Here is a 17163-nt window from a genome sequence, read left to right on the forward strand (position 1 = left end):
CCATCCGGGCCTTCGTTTCTTCCGAAAGCCCATTCGTCATGTCCGTTTTCTCCCGACGCACCGCCCTCGCGGTGCTCGCGGGCGCCGCAGCCGCTGCGCCCCTGTGTGCGGCCGCGCAGGCCCCCGCGGCCTGGCCGAGCCGCCCGATGCGCATCATCGTGGCCTATCCCGCCGGCGGCGTGAGCGACGTGGTCGCGCGTGCGCTGGCAGAGCGCCTTGCCGTGTCGTTGGCCGTACCGGTGACCATCGAGAACAAGGCCGGCGCTAGCGGCGTGATCGGCGTCGATGCCGTCGCTAAGGCGGCGCCCGACGGCACCACCTTCGGCTTCGCGGCGATCAGCCCAGTCGCGCTGAATCCGCACCTGGGCCGTTCGCCCTTCGATCCGGCGCGGGACCTCGTCCCGGTCGCCAGCGTCATGTATTCGCCGGTGATGCTGCTCGCCACGCCTGCGATGGCGGCGCGCGACTTCCGGACCGTGCTGGCCGCCGCGCAGGCCCGGCCGGGCGCGGTGCGCTGGGCGACCTCCGGCCAGGCGTCGCTCGGCCACGTGATGCTCGAACAGCTGAAGGCGTCGGCCAGGCTCGACATCACCCACATCCCCTACAAGGGCGGCGGCCAGCAGATGAACGATGCGCTCGGTGGTCATTTCGAGATTCTTTCGACCAACGCCAGCCCGGCGGTCGCGCAGCACATCCGCGGCGGCCGTCTGGTGCCGCTGGCGATCGGCGCGCCGGCCCGGATGGAATCGCTGCCGACGGTGCCGACGCTCGCCGAACTGGGCTATCCGGCGGCCAACCTGTCGTCGCTGTTCGGTGTGTTCGCGCCCGGTCGCACACCCCCTGCGATCGTCGAACGGATGAACGCCGAGATCGGCCGCGCGCTGCAGGACCCGGCGCTGCGCCAGCAGCTGCTGGCGACGGGCAATGTGCCGACCGGCGGCAGCGCGTCGGATTTCGCACGTCAGATCGCCGCGGAATCGGCGGCGAATGCGCGTATCGTCCGCACCGCCCACATCACCGGCGACTGAACTGGGCCGGGCGGCAGGAAGGGCATCTAGCCGGCGTCGCCCATGCTGTCGGCCCAGCTGAGCGCATTCAGGTGTGCCCAGTTGACCTGGTGGTTCGAGAGCGCGAGCGCGTTGGCGGCCTTGGCAAAGGCGGCTTCATCACCGCTCTCGCAGGCGATCGTCAATTCCAGGAAGGGCGCGAAGATGCCCTTGCGGTGCAGCAGTGCGTCCAGCACCGGCAGCGGCAGGGCGACCGATTCCAGCGCCTTGTCCATCGGCAGGCCGAGCATCGCGTCCAGAAGCGAGAACACGCCGACGACAAAGGCGTTGTCGCATTCCTCCGGCGGCATCAGCTCTGCGGCCAGCAGCTCCATCAGCCGGCCGCGCACCACAGCTGTGGTGCCGAGCGCCGGTGGCGAGCCGTCGCGCGAGGTGGTCATCAGCAAGGCTGCCCAGCGGAACAGCTTCTTCATGCCGAGGATCATCACCGCGTGGCGGAACGAGGTGATCTCGGCGCTCAGCCCGAAGCCCGACGAGTTGATGAACCGCAGCAGGTTGAAGGACAGCGTCGGGTCCTTCTTCAGCAGGTTTTCGATATCGGAGACGTCGGCCTGCTGCCGCACGAGGTTGATCAGCTGAATGATGGTCGCCTGCGCCGGCCGCACCGTGCGGGCCTGCACCAAGGCCGGCTTGGCGAACCAGTAGCCCTGGAAGAACTTGACGCCATAGCCTGCCATCTGGATATGCTGCTCGGCGGTTTCGATGCGCTCGGCGATCACCTGCGCCTGGGTTTGCGAATGCACGAAGCGCACCAGTGGTTCGGCGAGCTGCGGTCGGAAGGCGCTGACGTCGAGCTTCACGAACGCGGCCAGCGGCAGCCAAGCGGCATAGGCTTTCTTGAGCGCGTTCTGGTCGAGTGCGATGCGAAAGCCGCGTGCCTTGATCGACTGCAGTACCGCACCGCGTGCCGCAATTTCGTCCGGATCGTCGCCCGCCACGACCGGCACCTCCAGCACCACCCGCTCGGGCTGCACCAGTTCCAGGTGGCCTCCGGCCAGGCTCTCGTGGGTGCAGTTGATGAAGACCAGCTTCTTGCCGAAGAGGGTGTCGGCATCCGCGCTGGTCAGCGCATTGAAGAGCAGGGCCGCGTCCGAGGCGGCGCTGTGCGCCGCACCCGGCGTCGAACGGTCGAAGAGTTCGTAGCCGAACACCGCGCGGTTCTGGTCCACGATCGCCTGTCGGGCGATCAGGCCTGTGGAAAAGTCGGCGGAATCGGCTGGAGGGTTATCGAGGGACAGCGCAGGGGAAGTGGACATGGAGACGGCCGCAGTAGAGCCCGAGGACAGGCAGCATGCGATTCTAGGAGCCGTACCCCGAACGCCTCCTAGTACTTACTCGGCCGGAATGCCGTCCGACCACGCCAGCGCCTGCAGATGCGCCCAGTTCACTTCCTGGCTGCTGAGTCCCAGCGTGTCCGCGGCCTGACGGAAGACCTGGTCGTCGCCCGTCTCGCAGGCCTCGGTGAGCTGCAGATACGGACCGAGCGGCCCGGTGCGGTGCAGCAGCGCCTCGACCACCTCCGGCGGCAGGGCCAGAAGCGTGACCGCCCGCTCCATCGGCATGCCCAGCATCACGTCGAGCAGCGAGAAGATGCCGGCGACGAAGGCGTTGTCGCGGAGTTCCGGCGGCAGCCGGTCGCCCACCAGCAGTTCCATCAGCCTCCCGCGCACGACGGCCAAGCTGCCGACCGATGGGGGCGATCCGTTCTTCGAGGCCAGCATCAGCAGCGCCGCCCAGCGGAACAGCTTCTTCAGCCCGAGGATCATCACCGCGTGCTGGAACGAGGTCACCTCGCGCGCCAGGCCGAAGCCGGAGGAGTTGATCAGCCGCATCAGGTTGAACGCGAGGCCCGCGTCCTTCTTCAGCACCTGCTCGATCTCCGCGGTGCTGGCCTGCCGGCGGACCAGATTCACCAGTTCGATCGTGGCGGCCTGCGAAGGCGATACCAGCTTCGTCTCGACCACCGACGGCCGTGCGAACCAGTAGCCCTGGAAAAGCCCGAACCCCAGCGTCTTGGCGGCTTCGAACTGCTCGGCGGTCTCGACCTTCTCCGCGATGATCTCGACGCTGTCGAGCGCCTGGGCGCGGCGCACGAGTGTCCGCAGGTCGGCGGGCGCAATCGCGGTCAGATCGAATTTGATGTAGTCCGCCAGCGGCAGCCAGGGGGCGTAGGCCGCATCGAGCACCGACGGCTCGAAGGCGAGCTGGAAGCCGCGTTCCCGCAGTGCGGCGAGCACCGGCACGCGGCTTTCGATCACGCCGGGATCGTGGCTGTCGATCGGCGGCAGTTCCAGCACCACCTTGTCGGGCTGGATCAGGTCGAGGTGGCCGCCCGAGAGGCTGTTGTGGGTGCAATTGACGAAGATCTGCAGCTTGCCGATCAGGTCTTCGGTGCCCGCATGCGACAGCGCGTGGAAGATCAGCGTCACGTCGCTCGCCGCGGTGTGCGCGCCGGCATGTTGCGAACGGTCGAACAGCTCGTAGCCGATCACTGCATGGTGGACGTTGACGATCGCCTGGCGGGCGATCAGGGCCGAGGCGGCCGCGGGCGTGGCCGGCGATGGGTCCGGCGTCGGGGCCGGCGGTGGAGCGAGGGTCATGCGGGGTCTGCGGAAGGGGTCGGGACGACCGTCGCGGCCATTCTAGGAGTGCGGTGCCCTGCAGACGTTACCGTCGGCGCAGCGTGCGGCTCAGTCGCTGGCGAGCCAGGCCATCTCCTCGTCGCTGAAACCGGCGCGCCGCCGCGCCTCGGCGTTGAAGGGCGGCTTCATGCGCGGGGCTTCGTGGCGCACCGTCAGCACGCGGTAGTGGGCGACCGGATCGAGGCCCTCGCGCTCGCACAGCCAGCGGTACCAGTGATTGCCGATGGCGACGTGGCCGACTTCCTCGCGCAGGATGATGTCGAGGATCGCCACCGCCGCCAGCGCATCGGGCGTGCCGGCTTGGCGCAGCTTGCGCTGGATCGGCGGGGTGGCGTCCAGCCCGCGCGCCTCCAGCGTGCGCGGCACCAGCGCCATGCGCGCGACGATGTCGCTGGCGGTCCGCTGGCACATCGACCACAGGCCTTGGTGCGCTGGGAAATCGCCGTAGTCGTGCCCGGTGCTGCGCAGGTGGTCGCGCAGCAGCAGGAAATGGCCGGCTTCCTCGGCCGCCACCCGTGCCCAGTCGCCATAGAAGGCGCGCGGCATACCGCCGAAACGCCACACCGCGTCGAGGGCGAGGTTGATCGCGTTGAACTCGATGTGCGCGATCGCATGCAGCAGCGTGGCGCGCCCGAGCGGCGTGGCCGGCGAGCGCCGCGCCACGGCGGTGTGGTCCCGCAGTTCCGGGCGGGCGGGGCGGCCGGGTAGGGCGTCGGGGTCGGCGGGCGGCACCGGCGATTCGTCTGCTATCGGATCGATAGCTGCTCGCGCAAGCAGGGCCTGCGCCGCAGCCGCTTTTGCATCGGGATCGGACATCAGCAGCGCGTCGAGCGCGGATCGGCGGAGCTCCATCCGACGATTGTCGCGGACCGGCCGGCGGCGTAGGCGCAGCACAGTTCCTAGAATGGCCGCATCTCTTAAGCCACACACCGGGACAAAGGACGACACGATGGCTCTGTATGAACTCGACGGCATCGCCCCGCAGTGCGATGCGGATGCCTGGGTCGCCGACAGCGCGCAGGTCATGGGCAACGTGACGCTGGAGGCGGGCAGCAGCGTCTGGTTCGGCACCGTGGTGCGCGGCGACAACGCGCCGATCACCATCGGTGCCCATTCCAATGTCCAGGACCTGAGCGTGCTGCACACCGACGAGGGCGTGCCGCTGACCATCGGCCGCGACGTGACGGTCGGCCACCAAGTGATGCTGCACGGCTGCACCATCGGCGACCAGACGCTGATCGGCATCGGCGCGGTGGTGCTCAACCGCGCGAAGATCGGCCGCAACTGCCTGGTGGGCGCGGGCTCGCTGGTCACCGAAGGCAAGGAATTCCCGGACGGTTCGATGATCCTCGGCAGCCCGGCCCGCGTCGTGAAGCAGCTCACGCCGGAGCAGATCGAAGGACTGCGACGCAGTGCGGCGACCTACGTCGCGAATGCGCGGCGCTTCCGCCAGGGCCTGCGCCGCGTCGACTGACCGCGGGCGGCCGGTGCGCTTGCCTTCGGCGCATCCGGGCGCATATGGCGGTCAGGGGTGGCGCGGCCACCCTTTCGTTTTCGCCGGCCCATCGGGTCGGCCCTGCAGGAATTGAACGTGTCCGAACTCCACAAATTCATCTTCGACGGCCTGCCAGTGCGCGGTGCCATCGTCCGCCTCACCCACGCCTGGACCGAGATCCTGCGCCGCCGGGCCTCGAACCCCGCCACCGGTCCGTATCCCGCGCCGGTGGCCGCGATGCTCGGCGAGATGGCCGCCGCCGGTGTGCTGATGCAGGCCAACATCAAGTTCCACGGCGCGCTGGTGCTGCAGATCTTCGGCGACGGGCCGGTGAAGGTCGCGGTGGCGGAAGTGCAGTCCGACATGGCGCTGCGCGCGACCGCGTCGGTGATGGGCGAGGTGCCCGAGGACGCGACCCTCAGCGGCATGGTCAACGTCCACAACCAGGGCCGCTGCGCGATCACGCTCGACCCGAAGACCCGCTTCCCCGGCCAGCAGCCGTACCAGGGCGTGGTGCCGCTCTACGGCGACCAGGGCGAGAAGATCGAGGACCTGGCGTCGGTGCTGCAGCACTACATGCTGCAGAGCGAGCAGCTCGACACCACGCTGGTACTGGCGGCCAACGACAAGGTGGCGGCCGGTCTGCTGGTGCAGCGCATGCCGGTGAAGGGCGAGAACAATCTCGAAGGCAGCATGGTGAGCCAGGCCAACGAGGACGAGATCGGCCGCAACGAGGACTACAACCGCATCGCCCATCTCGCCGCCAGCCTGCAGCGCGACGAGCTGCTGACGCTCGACGTGGACACCATCCTGCGGCGCCTGTTCTGGGACGAGAAGCTACTGCGCTTCGCGCCCGAGGACGGCGCCGGCGGGCCGCATTTCGCCTGTACCTGCAGCCGCGAGCGGGTCGCCGCGATGATCCGCAGCCTGGGCCGGGAGGAGGCCGACAGCATCCTCGCCGAACGCCAGGACATCGAGGTCGGCTGCGAGTTCTGCGGCCAGCAGTACCACTTCGACGCGGTGGACGCGGCGCAGATCTTCCAGGACCCGATGGGTCTGCCGCCCGGACCGGCCTCGGTCCAGTAGCGGAAGGTCAGCTGCCGCTGGCGGAGCGGCGGACCCGGTCGAACAGCCGGCGTTCGCAGTCGGCGTCGCCGCAGTGCAGGCAGGCCCAGGCGCGCATCGGCCGATCGCCTTCTTCGGATGCCAATCGGGATTCTGCGCCCGCCGGACGGGCGCATGCAGCTACAGAGTCGATAGCATGCAGGGCCGAGGCCAGCCGCTCCGGCCCTTGTCCGTACACCACCTGGAATCCGATGGCCGCACTGTCGAGCGCCGTGCGGATCGCCGCATCGACCGGCGCCCGGACCTGCGGGCCGTCGCGCTGGATACCGTCCGCCACCCAGGGGAGGTCGAGGCCCATCAGCAGGACGGTGCTGCAGCGGCGCAGGTGCTGCAGCGCGGACGGATAGAGGCTGCGGTCGCCGAACAGCAGGTCGCTGTAGACGGCCGTCATGAGCGGCGTGGTGTCGGCGACCACCCGGTCGATGTCCGGATCGGCCGCCGCGGCATCGATCGCCGCCTGCTGCGCGTCGGCGATCGCCGCCTGTTCGTCGGGCCGTGGCGTGCGGCCGGCGGCATCGCACCACTGCCGCAGGTATTCCGGCACCCCGCGCGTCCGCAGCCCCCGTGCCTGCAGCGCAGCAGCCAGATCGTGGGCGAGCCGGGTCTTGCCGGTGCTTTCTGCGCCGAGCAGGGCGATGACCGGCGCCGTCATGCCGCTGAAGCGGGTGCGGTCGGGCCGGCCGCGGCCGTCACCCGCCGCCGCCAGGCATGCCATCCCACGACGCTCAGCGCGGCGAACAGCGCGTACAGCCCGGTCGTGAGCCACAGGCCCTTGTAGGCGAACAGACCCATCGCCACCAGGTTGACGCCGAGCCAGACCAGCCAGTTCTCCAGGTACTTGCGGCCGAGCAGGATCTGCCCGACGACGCTGGCCGCGGTGGGAAAGGCGTCCCACCAGGGCACGTCGCTGTCGGTGTAGCGGTGCAGCACCGTGCCGATGGCGGGCCACAGCAGGGCGCATGCGGCCAGGGCGATCCACCGTCCGGCCGGCCTCAGCCGCGCGACGGTCAGCGCACTGCCGTCGGGCCGCCGCCCGCGCAGCCAGGCGGCCCAGCCCCACAGGGCGATCGCGGCGAAGAACAGCTGCAGCACCGCATCCGCGTACAGCCCGCTGCGCCAGAACACGAAAAAGTAGAGGGCTGCACTCGCCGCGGCCAGCGGCCAGCCCCAGTGCCGCTCGCGGATGTTCATCCGCACCATCCAGAGGCCGAGCAGGCAGGCGACCAGCTCCGCGCGGCTGACGGGCGCGCCCCAGAGCGTGAAAGCGGTAGAGAAAAGCGGATCGGCCATGCCGGCGGCCGATCAGCGGGTGTACTGGACCAGGATCTCGTTCGGCCGCACCATGCCGAGCTCGTAGCGGGCCTTTTCCTCGACCATGTCGAGACCTTCCTTCAGGTCGCCGACCTCCGACGCCAGCCGCTCGTTCACCGCGAGCGAGCGGGCATTGGCGGCTTCCTGCGCCACGATCTTCTGGCGCATCTGCTTGACCGCCGGCACGCTGCCGCGGCCCAGCCACAACTGGGCGTGCAGCACGCCCAGCACTACCAGCAGCACGACCGGGACGATGCGGTTGACCATGATGACGTGGCGGGGCTGAACCGAAGCAGCGCGCGGCTTACTTCAGGTTGTAGAAGGCGGAACGGCCGGGGTAGCTGGCAACGTCGCCCAGGTCTTCCTCGATGCGCAGCAGCTGGTTGTACTTGGCGATGCGGTCCGAACGCGACAGCGAGCCGGTCTTGATCTGCAGCGCGTTGGTGCCCACCGAGATGTCGGCGATGGTGCTGTCCTCGGTCTCGCCCGAACGGTGCGAGATCACGGCGGTGTAGCCGGCACGCTTGGCCATCTCGATGGCGGCGAAGGTCTCGGTCAGCGTACCGATCTGGTTGATCTTGATCAGGATCGAGTTGGCGATGCCCTTGTCGATACCTTCCTTCAGGATGCGTGTGTTGGTGACGAACAGGTCGTCGCCCACCAGCTGCACCTTGCCGCCCAGGCGTTCGGTCAGGTGCTTCCAGCCTTCCCAGTCGCCTTCGGCCATGCCGTCCTCGATGCTGATGATCGGGTACTTGTCGACCCAGCCGGCCAGCATGCCGGTCCATTCCTCGGCGGTCAGCGACACGCCTTCGCCTTCCAGCACGTACTTGCCGTCCTTGTAGAACTCGCTGGCGGCGCAGTCCAGGCCCAGCACGATCTGCTCGCCGGCGGTGAAGCCGGCCTTGTCGATCGCTTCCAGGATCAATTGGATCGCAGCTTCGTGGTTGGCCACGCTGGGGGCGAATCCGCCTTCGTCGCCGACGGCAGTGCTCATGCCGCGCTCGTCGATGATCTTCTTGAGCGCGTGGAAGACTTCCGCGCCGTAGCGCACGGCTTCGCGGAAGCTCGGTGCGCCGACCGGGATGATCATGAATTCCTGGAGGTCCAGCGAATTGTTGGCGTGGGCGCCGCCGTTGATCACGTTCATCATCGGCACCGGCAGCTGCATGCCGCCCATGCCGCCGAAGTAGCGGTACAGCGGCAGGCCGGCTTCCTCGGCTGCAGCGCGCGCCACGGCCATCGACACCGCCAGCGTGGCGTTGGCGCCCAGGCGGGCCTTGTTGTCGGTGCCGTCGAGGTCGATCAGCGTCTTGTCGAGGAAGGCCTGCTCGGAGGCGTCGAGGCCGAGCACCGCTTCGGAGATCTCGGTGTTGATGTGCTCGACCGCCTTCAGCACGCCCTTGCCCAGGTAGCGGCCCTTGTCGCCGTCCCGCAGTTCGATCGCTTCGCGGCTGCCGGTGGAGGCGCCGGACGGCACCGCCGCACGGCCCATCACGCCCGACTCCAGCAGCACGTCGCATTCGACGGTAGGGTTGCCGCGGCTGTCGAGTACTTCGCGGCCGACGATGTCAACGATTGCACTCATGCTTCTTTTCTCTTTCCTGTGGATGCTGAAAAACGGGGAGACGAAAACGGAAACGGGAACGACGGATGCAGACGGTCAGAGGCCTTCGACCGCGATCATGCGCATGATCGCCGCGCCCTGGCGCGCCGCGCGGGCCTTGTCGTATTCGGGCGACGCGGCGAAGGCCCGGGCCGCGTCGAGACTGGGGAATTTGAGCACCACGATCCGCGACGGCGACCAGTCGCCTTCGAGCGGAACGACCGCGCCGCCGCGCACGCAGACTTCCGCGCCGTGCACCCGCATCGCTTCGCTGGACCACTTCCTGTAGTCCTCGTAGCGCACCGGGTCGGTCACATCGACCCAGGCGATCACGTAGCCGCTGCTCACTGGAAGTCGTCCTCGAGGAAGGGCTGGCGCTTGGTCACCTCGTCGAGCGCGACCAGCATTTCGAGCAGCGCCTTCATCTGCCGCAGCGGCACCGCGTTCGGACCGTCACAGAGGGCGTTGGCCGGATCGGGATGGGTCTCCATGAACAGGCCGGAGACACCGACTGCCACGGCCGCGCGGGCCAGCACCGGCACGAATTCGCGGGCGCCGCCGCTGCTGGTGCCCAGTCCCCCGGGGAGCTGCACGCTGTGGGTAGCGTCGAACACGACCGGCGCGTCGGTGTCGCGCATGATCGCCAGCGAGCGCATGTCGCTCACCAGGTTGTTGTAGCCGAAGCTCACGCCGCGCTCGCAGGCCATGAAGGCGTCGGTCGGCAGGCCGGCGTCGCGCGCAGCGGCGCGGGCCTTGGCGATCACGTTCTTCATGTCGCCCGGGGCCATGAACTGGCCCTTCTTGATGTTGACCGGCTTGCCGCTGCGTGCGACGGCCTTGATGAAGTCGGTCTGGCGGGCCAGCAGCGCAGGCGTCTGCAGCACGTCCACTACCGACGCGACCGTGGCGACCTCGTCCTCGCGGTGCACGTCGGTCAGCACCGGAATGGCGAGTTCGCGGCGCACCTTCGCCAGGATCTCCAGGCCCTTGTCCATGCCCAGCCCGCGGAAGCCGCTGTCGCTGGAGCGGTTGGCCTTGTCGAAGCTGCTCTTGAAGATGAACGGAATGCCGAGCGACGCGGTGATCTCCTTCAGCGTTCCGGCGGTGTCCATCTGCAGCTGCTCGGATTCGACCACGCAGGGGCCGGCGATCAGGAAGAAACGGTGGCGTAGCCCGACGTCGAAACCGCAGAGCTTCATGCGACGGCCTCGGCCGGCTTCGCAGCGGTGCCGCCCGGCTGCACGCCCTTGTGCTTCAGCGCCGCGGCGATGAAGGCGTTGAACAGTGGGTGACCGTTCCAGGGCGTCGACTTGAATTCCGGATGGAACTGCACGCCCATGTACCAGGGATGCACGGACTGCGGCAGCTCGACGATCTCGGTCAGATGCTCGCGCTGGGTCAGCGCCGAGATCACCAGGCCGGCGGCCCGCAGCTGGTCGAGGTACTGCACGTTGGCTTCGTAGCGGTGGCGGTGGCGCTCGGTCACCACGTCGCCGTAAATCGAATGGGCCAGCGTGCCCGGCGCGACGTCCGAACTCTGTGCACCCAGACGCATCGTGCCGCCCAGGTCCGACTGCAGGTTGCGGGTCTTGATCGTGCCGTCGGCGTCCTTCCATTCGGTGATCAGCGCGATCACAGGGCAGGGCGTGGACGGATCGAATTCGGTGCTGTTGGCATCCTTCAGGCCCGCCACATTGCGGGCGTACTCGATGGTCGCGACCTGCATCCCCAGGCAGATGCCCAGGTACGGTACACGGCGCTCGCGGGCGAAGCGGGCCGCGCAGATCTTGCCTTCCACGCCGCGCTGGCCGAAGCCGCCGGGCACCAGGATCGCGTCGTACTTGGCCAGCTGGGCGCCGTCGCCGGATTCCAGCGTCTCCGAATCGAGGTACTCGATCTTCACGCGCGCATGGTTCTTCATGCCCGCATGGCGCAACGCCTCGTTGAGCGACTTGTAGCTGTCCGACAGGTCGACGTACTTGCCGACCATCGCGATGGTGACGTCGTGCCGCGGGTTGTTGGTCTCGTAGACCAGATCGTCCCAGCGCTTCAGGCTGGTCGGCGGCGTGTTGAGGCGCAGCTTGTCGCAGATCAGGCCGTCGAGCCCCTGCTCGTGCAGCATGCGCGGCACCTTGTAGATGGTATCCACGTCCCACATGCTGATCACGCCCCATTCGGGCACGTTGGTGAACAGCGAAATCTTGGCGCGCTCGTCGTCGGGGATGCGGCGGTCGGCGCGGCAGAGCAGGGCGTCGGCCTGGATGCCGATCTCGCGCAGCTTCTGGACCGTGTGCTGCGTCGGCTTCGTCTTGAGTTCGCCGGCCGCGGCGATCCACGGCACGTAGGTCAGGTGCACGAAGGCGGTGTTGTTCGGACCCATGCGCAGGCTCATCTGGCGGCAGGCTTCGAGGAAGGGCAGGGACTCGATGTCGCCCACCGTGCCGCCGATCTCGACGATCGCCACATCGACCGCATCGGGCGTGCCGAGGCCGGCGCCGCGCTTCACATATTCCTGGATCTCGTTGGTGATGTGCGGGATGACCTGCACCGTCTTGCCGAGGTAGTCGCCGCGGCGTTCCTTCTCCAGCACCGACTGGTAGATCCGGCCGGTGGTGAAGTTGTTGGCCTTCTTCATCCGGGTCTCGATAAAGCGCTCGTAGTGGCCGAGGTCGAGGTCGGTCTCGGCGCCGTCGTCGGTGACGAACACCTCGCCGTGCTGGAAGGGGGACATGGTGCCCGGATCCACATTGATGTAGGGATCGAGCTTGATGAGCGTGACCTTGAGGCCCCGCGATTCGAGGATCGCGGCAAGGGAGGCTGAGGCGATTCCCTTGCCCAGGGAAGACACCACACCGCCGGTGACGAAGACGAATTTGGTCATGTCGGGTCGGGAACCGTACTTCCCGGGAGGTGGTAAAGCGAGATTATAGAGTTGGGCTTCCGGCCGTTAGCGGGTGCCATACGAGCGGGCGGTACGGACCGGGACCCTCTGCTACATTGCGCGGTCCTTCGTCATTCCACCCCCGCGGCAGCCGCCCCGGCGGCCCCTGCCATGGACCTTTCCGGCAAGCACATCGTCCTGGGACTCACCGGCGGCATCGCCTGCTACAAGTCCGCCGAACTCTGCCGGCTGCTGGTCAAGGTCGGCGCGACGGTGCAGGTGGTGATGACCGATGCCGCCTGCGAATTCATCACGCCAGTCACGATGCAGGCCTTGTCGGGCCGTCCGGTGTACCGCTCGCAATGGGATGCCCGGCAGCCCGACAACATGCCGCACATCCACCTGGCACGGGCTGCCGATGCGATCCTGATCGCACCGTGCAGCGCGGACTTCGCGGCCCGGCTGGTGCAGGGGCGGTCGGACGAACTGCTGAGCCTGATGTGCATCGCCCGGCCGATCGACCGGGTGCCGCTGCTGCTGGCGCCCGCGATGAACCGCGAGATGTGGATCCACCCCGCAACGCAACGCAATCTGGCCCAGGCGGCCGCGGACGGCGCGGTGGTGCTCGGCGTGGGGAACGGCCCACAGGCCTGCGGCGAAACCGGCGACGGGCGCATGCTGGAACCTGCAGAAATCCTGGAGGAGCTGGAAAGTTTCTTCCAGCCCAAGCCGCTGTCTGGCCAACGGATCCTCCTGACGGCCGGGCCTACCTTCGAGCCGATCGATCCGGTGCGGGGCATCACCAATCACTCGTCCGGCAAGATGGGGTTCGCCATCGCGCGGGCCGCACGGCAGGCCGGCGCGGAAGTGACGCTGGTCGCTGGCCCGGTGGCCCTGCCGACGCCCCGCGGCGTGCGGCGGATCGACATCCAGTCGGCCGACGACATGCTGGCGGCGGTGCAGGCGGAGATCGCGTCCGCCCGGGTGTTCATCGCGGCCGCTGCGGTCGCCGACTGGCGGCCGGCAGCCGTCAGCGAGCGCAAGATGAAGAAGGCTGAAGGCGGCCTGCCGCCTGCCCTCACCTTCGTGGAGAACCCGGACATCCTGCGCGCCGTCGCCCTGTTGCCGCAGGCCCAGGCCGGCCGGCTTTACTGCGTCGGGTTCGCCGCCGAGAGCCACGATCTGATCGAGAACGCAACCGCCAAGCGCCTGCGCAAAGGCATTCCTCTGCTAGTGGGAAACATCGGTCCCACCGCATTCGGTCAAGACGACAACCAGCTGGTGCTGATCGACGACAGCGGCGCGCACCCGCTGCCGCGTGCATCCAAACAGTCGCTGGCCCGTCAACTGATCGACGAGATCGCACGGCGCATCGCCGCGACCGCCTGAGCAGCCTGTCTGAACGAAACGACTACTCTGATGGAACTCGACGTCAAGATCATCGACCCCCGTATGGCGGATCAACTGCCCGCATACGCTACGCCCGGCAGCGCCGGGCTCGATCTCCGGGCCTGTCTCGATGCGTCGCTCGAATTGGCGCCGAATGCCTGGCAGCTCATCCCGACCGGTATCGCCATCCACCTCGCGGACCCGTCGGTTGCCGCATTAATCCTGCCCCGCTCGGGCCTGGGCCACAAGCATGGGATCGTGCTCGGCAATCTGGTCGGACTGATCGACAGCGATTACCAGGGTCAGCTGATGGTGAGCGCCTGGAACCGCAGTCCGGTGTCCTTCACCATTTCACCGCTCGAACGTATCGCCCAGCTGGTCATCGTGCCGGTGATACAGGCCCGGTTCCGGGTCGTCAAGGACTTTCCAGCGTCCGTGCGGGGCGAGGACGGATACGGGTCGACCGGACGAGGTTGATGAGCGGTTAGGGCGACGCATCGCTCTTATCCTGTCGGTCCGCTCCTACCGTTGGCGTTTTCCACTTCCGACACTGCCTAGCGCCGCGGCCCGATGCGCTGCGAGCTGGGTTGTTTGTTGAATGAGGGAGCAGCGAAGGCATACCCGCCGCATCGCAAGTCCAACCCGAAGGAGTTCCCATGAACACTCGCATCACCCGTACCTTGGGCACCGCGGTCGGCGTGCTCGCCCTGGCGGGCCTGACGGCCTGCGCCACCGATCCGTATTACGGCACCACCTCTTCGTACCCGGCCTCTTATCCCACTGCATATCCGGCTCCGGTCGCCCAGCCGGCGCCCTACTACGGTTCGCAGCCCTATGGTCAAGCGCCGGCCTATGCCGAGTTCGGTCGAGTTGCCAATATCGAGGTCTTCCAGACAGAGGCCCGCCGGGCGCCGTCGGGCGCGGGTGCCGTGTTGGGTGGCGTACTGGGCGCGGTGGTCGGCAACCAGATCGGCAGCGGCGGCGGACGCGCTCTCGCAACGGGTATCGGCGCCGTCGGTGGTGCTGTTGCCGGCAACCAGATCGAGGGTGGTCAGGGCGGACGGCTGGTCCAGACATACCGGGTGTCCGTACAGGTGGACAACGGCGGGTACCGTTCGTTCGATGTTCCCTCGCCGGGCGATCTTCGGATCGGAGACCGGGTACGGATCGAGAACAACCAGCTCCAGCGCGTCTGATTCGCTGATCCGAGTTCCACATCAATACGGCTGCCTTCGAGCAGCCGTTTTTGTTTGACGGGGCATTCGCACTCAGTGGATGGATCCGCTGCCGGGTGCCGCCGGCTGGATGCGGAAGAAGCCGGTGCCGGCCGTGCCCCGGCCGATTTCCTCCTCCGTCGCCTCGCGCACTGCGTGAACCTGCAGATCGATCCGGATCGCGATGCCTGCCAACGGGTGATTGCCGTCGAGCACCACGTGTTCCGGATAGATTTCCGACACGGTGTAGAGCGCGTCGCGCGGTGCGTCGGGATTCGATCCCGCCGGCAGCGCGTGCCCCTCGAATGTCATGCCTTCCTCCAGTTCCGCCGGGAAGCGGTTCCGTGGTTCAAGGAACAGCATCTGGTCGTCGTAGTCGCCGAACCCCTGTTCCGGTTCGATCTGCAGCTTGAGGCGGGCGCCCGGACCATGACCCTGCAACGCTTCTTCGATAGGCTTGAGCAGGTCGTCGCCGCCCAACAGGAACTCGACCGGCTCGTCGAGTACGTCCAGTTCTTCGCCCAGGGTGTCGGTCAGGGTCCAGGTCAGCGCGACCACGCATTGTTCGGTGATGTCCATGGGGGAGAATTGTCGCAGCCTGTTCCTTCGGACGGCCTGTCGATCGACCTTCTGCTTCCCCTCTATGGATATCCACGCACCTCTGCCGTTGCTCGGCGGTATCAGCCCCGACCGTTTCATGCGCCAGTACTGGCAGCGCAAGCCGCTGCTGGTGCGCAACGCCGTGCAGGACCTTTGCGGTGCGCCCGACCGCTCCCGCCTGATCCGGTGGGCGGCTGATGAGCAGGTGGAGGCGCGGCTGGTGCGCCGCACCGACCGGGGTTGGCAGCTGCGCCAGGGACCGTTCGGCCCGCGGGCCTTGCCGCCGCGGTCGCATCCGCAATGGACGCTGCTGGTGCAGGGCGTCGACCTGCAGGACGATGCTGCCCATGCGTTGCTGCAGCAGTTCCGCTTCGTGCCCGACGCACGCCTGGACGACCTGATGGTGAGTTACGCGACCGATGGCGGCGGCGTCGGTCCGCATTTTGACAGCTACGACGTGTTCTTGCTCCAGACCCACGGGCAGCGCCGCTGGCGCATCGGCCGCCAGCGCGACCTGACGCTGCAGCCGGACGTGCCGCTGAAGATCCTCGCGGACTTCCAGCCCGAGGCGGAATACGTGCTGTCTCCGGGCGACATGCTCTATCTTCCGCCGCGCTACGCGCACGATGGCGTGGCCATCGGCGAATGCATCACCTGTTCCATCGGCTTCCGCGCCCCGAAAACGGCCGAAATCGCACAGGACATGCTGCAACGCCTGGCCGAGGACGCTCTGGAAGGACAGGATGCGCTGTATGCCGACCGGTCGCAGCCCGCGACCGCAACGCCCGGCGCGGTCCCGGCCGCGATGCGGGATTTCGCACGCCGTGCGGTGGAAGCCGCCCTGCAGGACCGCGATGCGCTACCCCGTGCGCTGGGCGAGTACCTCACCGAGCCGAAGCCGCAGGTGTGGTTCGAGACGTCCGACGAGGAGGCCGGCGATGCGATCCTCGCAGCGGGGGTGCGTCTGGACAGGCGCACGCGGATGCTCTACGACGATCGGCATGTCTTCATCAACGGCGAGAGCTATCGCGCGGCGGGTCGCGATGCGACGCTGATGCGGCGGCTCGCAGATGACCGGAAACTCGCACCGAACCATGTGCGCCGGGCCAGCGCGGACGCACAGGACCTGATCGTTTCCTGGTGCGAAGCCGGGTGGGTGCATGCAGGTGATCGCATCGCCTGATAAGCGCTTCGGGCGCCTGCGTCATATGTTTCAGCCGGCCGCAGGCGTGTTACGAAACCTGGAGTCGGCTACCTATAATTTTCGGCGGTAGGTGCAGATCACGTCGGGGCTCACGTTCTCGCAGCCGGCCTCGTCCATCACAACTCGTCGGCAACGACATCCATCAAAGGACCATCACCATGAAGAATTCCCTCGTACTCGCCGCTCTCGTCGCCTCCGCTGCGCTGGCAGCCTGCGGCAAGAAGGAAGAGCCGGTCGCGGTGCCTGCACCGGCTCCGGTCGAAGCTCCGGCCCCGGCGCCGATGGCACCCGCTCCGGCCCCTGCGCCCGCGACCGACATGACCGCGCCGGCGACGACGTCCACGGCACCCGCAGCGGACGCAGCCAACAACGCTGCCAGCGCAGCCAGCAGCGCCGCCGGCGCTGCGAACAATGCTGCCGACGCAGCGAATGAAGCAGCCAAGAAGGCCGCAGACGCTGCCGCGGAAGCCGCCAAGAAGTAAGCGCTTCGCCCTTCAAGCAAAAAGCCACCGCAACCCGGTGGCTTTTTCTTTGGCCAGGCGCGTGGCAGCGTCAGACGTCGATCCAGCCCGTGCCTGTGACCGGGTCGGCGACGACAATCTGTTCCGCGTCCCAGTCGAGTGCCGCGG

19 protein-coding genes are annotated in these 17163 nt (G+C 67.8%); 8 read left to right on the forward strand and 11 right to left on the reverse strand.

Features of this window, described 5'->3' with window-relative positions; genetic code table 11:
• Positions 1-38: 38 nt before the first annotated feature.
• The gene (locus tag QZ500_RS04960; protein ID WP_295851626.1) at positions 39-1028 is read left to right on the forward strand and encodes a tripartite tricarboxylate transporter substrate binding protein; all 990 of its coding nucleotides are present in this window, start codon (positions 39-41) and stop codon (positions 1026-1028) included.
• A gap of 26 nt (positions 1029-1054) precedes the next feature.
• Here QZ500_RS04960 and QZ500_RS04965 read toward each other — a convergent pair whose 3' ends face one another.
• From QZ500_RS04965 to QZ500_RS04975, 3 genes are all read right to left on the reverse strand, one after another.
• Complete coding sequence (locus QZ500_RS04965) at positions 1055-2323, reverse strand: HDOD domain-containing protein (RefSeq protein WP_295851628.1); 1269 nt, start codon at positions 2321-2323, stop codon at positions 1055-1057.
• 75 nt (positions 2324-2398) lie between these two features.
• Positions 2399-3667, reverse strand: coding sequence for an HDOD domain-containing protein (locus QZ500_RS04970; protein WP_295851630.1), 1269 nt, complete (start codon positions 3665-3667; stop codon positions 2399-2401).
• Positions 3668-3757: 90 nt separating this feature from the next.
• Entirely contained in the window at positions 3758-4561 is an 804-nt protein-coding gene (locus QZ500_RS04975) for a ferritin-like domain-containing protein (RefSeq protein ID WP_295851632.1), read from the reverse strand.
• Positions 4562-4658: 97 nt separating this feature from the next.
• Here QZ500_RS04975 and QZ500_RS04980 point away from each other — a divergent pair, with 97 nt between their 5' ends.
• Both QZ500_RS04980 and QZ500_RS04985 read left to right on the forward strand, forming a co-directional pair.
• A complete protein-coding gene (locus tag QZ500_RS04980) occupies positions 4659-5183 on the forward strand; it encodes a gamma carbonic anhydrase family protein (RefSeq protein WP_295851634.1) in 525 nt (174 codons plus the stop codon).
• A 117-nt stretch (positions 5184-5300) separates the two neighbouring features.
• A complete protein-coding gene (locus QZ500_RS04985; RefSeq protein WP_295851636.1) occupies positions 5301-6290 on the forward strand; it encodes an Hsp33 family molecular chaperone HslO in 990 nt (329 codons plus the stop codon).
• A gap of 7 nt (positions 6291-6297) precedes the next feature.
• On the opposite strand, the gene QZ500_RS04990 is transcribed toward QZ500_RS04985, so the two are convergent.
• The 7 genes from QZ500_RS04990 to QZ500_RS05020 all read right to left on the reverse strand — a co-directional run bounded on the left by QZ500_RS04990 (position 6298) and on the right by QZ500_RS05020 (position 12127).
• Positions 6298-7044, reverse strand: a complete 747-nt coding sequence (locus QZ500_RS04990; RefSeq protein ID WP_295851640.1) for an ATP-binding protein — start codon at positions 7042-7044, stop codon at positions 6298-6300.
• Positions 6978-7619, reverse strand: coding sequence for a nicotinamide riboside transporter PnuC (gene pnuC / locus QZ500_RS04995; protein WP_295851643.1), 642 nt, complete (start codon positions 7617-7619; stop codon positions 6978-6980). Before pnuC ends, QZ500_RS04990 begins: the two co-directional genes overlap by 67 nt.
• Positions 7620-7631: 12 nt before the next feature.
• On the reverse strand, positions 7632-7907 hold the full coding sequence (locus QZ500_RS05000; RefSeq protein ID WP_295851646.1) for a septum formation initiator family protein: 276 nt from the start codon (positions 7905-7907) through the stop codon (positions 7632-7634).
• 37 nt (positions 7908-7944) lie between these two features.
• The gene (eno, locus tag QZ500_RS05005) at positions 7945-9228 is read right to left on the reverse strand and encodes a phosphopyruvate hydratase (RefSeq protein ID WP_295851648.1); all 1284 of its coding nucleotides are present in this window, start codon (positions 9226-9228) and stop codon (positions 7945-7947) included.
• Between the two features lie 75 nt (positions 9229-9303).
• Positions 9304-9594 carry a DUF1330 domain-containing protein gene (locus QZ500_RS05010; protein ID WP_295851650.1) on the reverse strand — a complete coding sequence of 97 codons (291 nt, stop codon included), beginning with the start codon at positions 9592-9594 and terminating at the stop codon, positions 9304-9306.
• The gene (gene kdsA / locus QZ500_RS05015) at positions 9591-10445 is read right to left on the reverse strand and encodes a 3-deoxy-8-phosphooctulonate synthase (RefSeq protein ID WP_295851653.1); all 855 of its coding nucleotides are present in this window, start codon (positions 10443-10445) and stop codon (positions 9591-9593) included. The genes QZ500_RS05010 and kdsA overlap by 4 nt, the downstream gene beginning before the upstream one ends.
• Entirely contained in the window at positions 10442-12127 is a 1686-nt protein-coding gene (locus QZ500_RS05020) for a CTP synthase (protein WP_295851656.1), read from the reverse strand. Before QZ500_RS05020 ends, kdsA begins: the two co-directional genes overlap by 4 nt.
• A 171-nt stretch (positions 12128-12298) precedes the next feature.
• Between QZ500_RS05020 and coaBC the strand changes: the two genes are divergently transcribed.
• From coaBC to QZ500_RS05035, 3 genes are all read left to right on the forward strand, one after another.
• On the forward strand, positions 12299-13516 hold the full coding sequence (coaBC, locus tag QZ500_RS05025) for a bifunctional phosphopantothenoylcysteine decarboxylase/phosphopantothenate--cysteine ligase CoaBC (protein WP_295851659.1): 1218 nt from the start codon (positions 12299-12301) through the stop codon (positions 13514-13516).
• Positions 13517-13546: 30 nt separating this feature from the next.
• A complete protein-coding gene (gene dut / locus QZ500_RS05030) occupies positions 13547-13993 on the forward strand; it encodes a dUTP diphosphatase (RefSeq protein WP_295851662.1) in 447 nt (148 codons plus the stop codon).
• 179 nt (positions 13994-14172) lie between these two features.
• Positions 14173-14712 (forward strand): glycine zipper 2TM domain-containing protein, encoded by a 540-nt coding sequence (locus tag QZ500_RS05035; RefSeq protein WP_295851663.1) that lies wholly within the window; start codon positions 14173-14175, stop codon positions 14710-14712.
• Positions 14713-14784: 72 nt separating this feature from the next.
• Here QZ500_RS05035 and QZ500_RS05040 read toward each other — a convergent pair whose 3' ends face one another.
• Complete coding sequence (locus QZ500_RS05040; RefSeq protein ID WP_295851666.1) at positions 14785-15309, reverse strand: FKBP-type peptidyl-prolyl cis-trans isomerase; 525 nt, start codon at positions 15307-15309, stop codon at positions 14785-14787.
• A gap of 64 nt (positions 15310-15373) precedes the next feature.
• Between QZ500_RS05040 and QZ500_RS05045 the strand changes: the two genes are divergently transcribed.
• A complete protein-coding gene (locus tag QZ500_RS05045; RefSeq protein WP_295851668.1) occupies positions 15374-16513 on the forward strand; it encodes a cupin domain-containing protein in 1140 nt (379 codons plus the stop codon).
• A 179-nt stretch (positions 16514-16692) separates the two neighbouring features.
• Positions 16693-17016, forward strand: coding sequence for a hypothetical protein (locus tag QZ500_RS05050; RefSeq protein ID WP_295851670.1), 324 nt, complete (start codon positions 16693-16695; stop codon positions 17014-17016).
• The last annotated feature ends 147 nt before the right edge of the window (positions 17017-17163 follow it).

The organism is uncultured Xylophilus sp. (genome assembly GCA_913776965.1).
Lineage (GTDB): Bacteria > Pseudomonadota > Gammaproteobacteria > Burkholderiales > Burkholderiaceae_C > Xylophilus.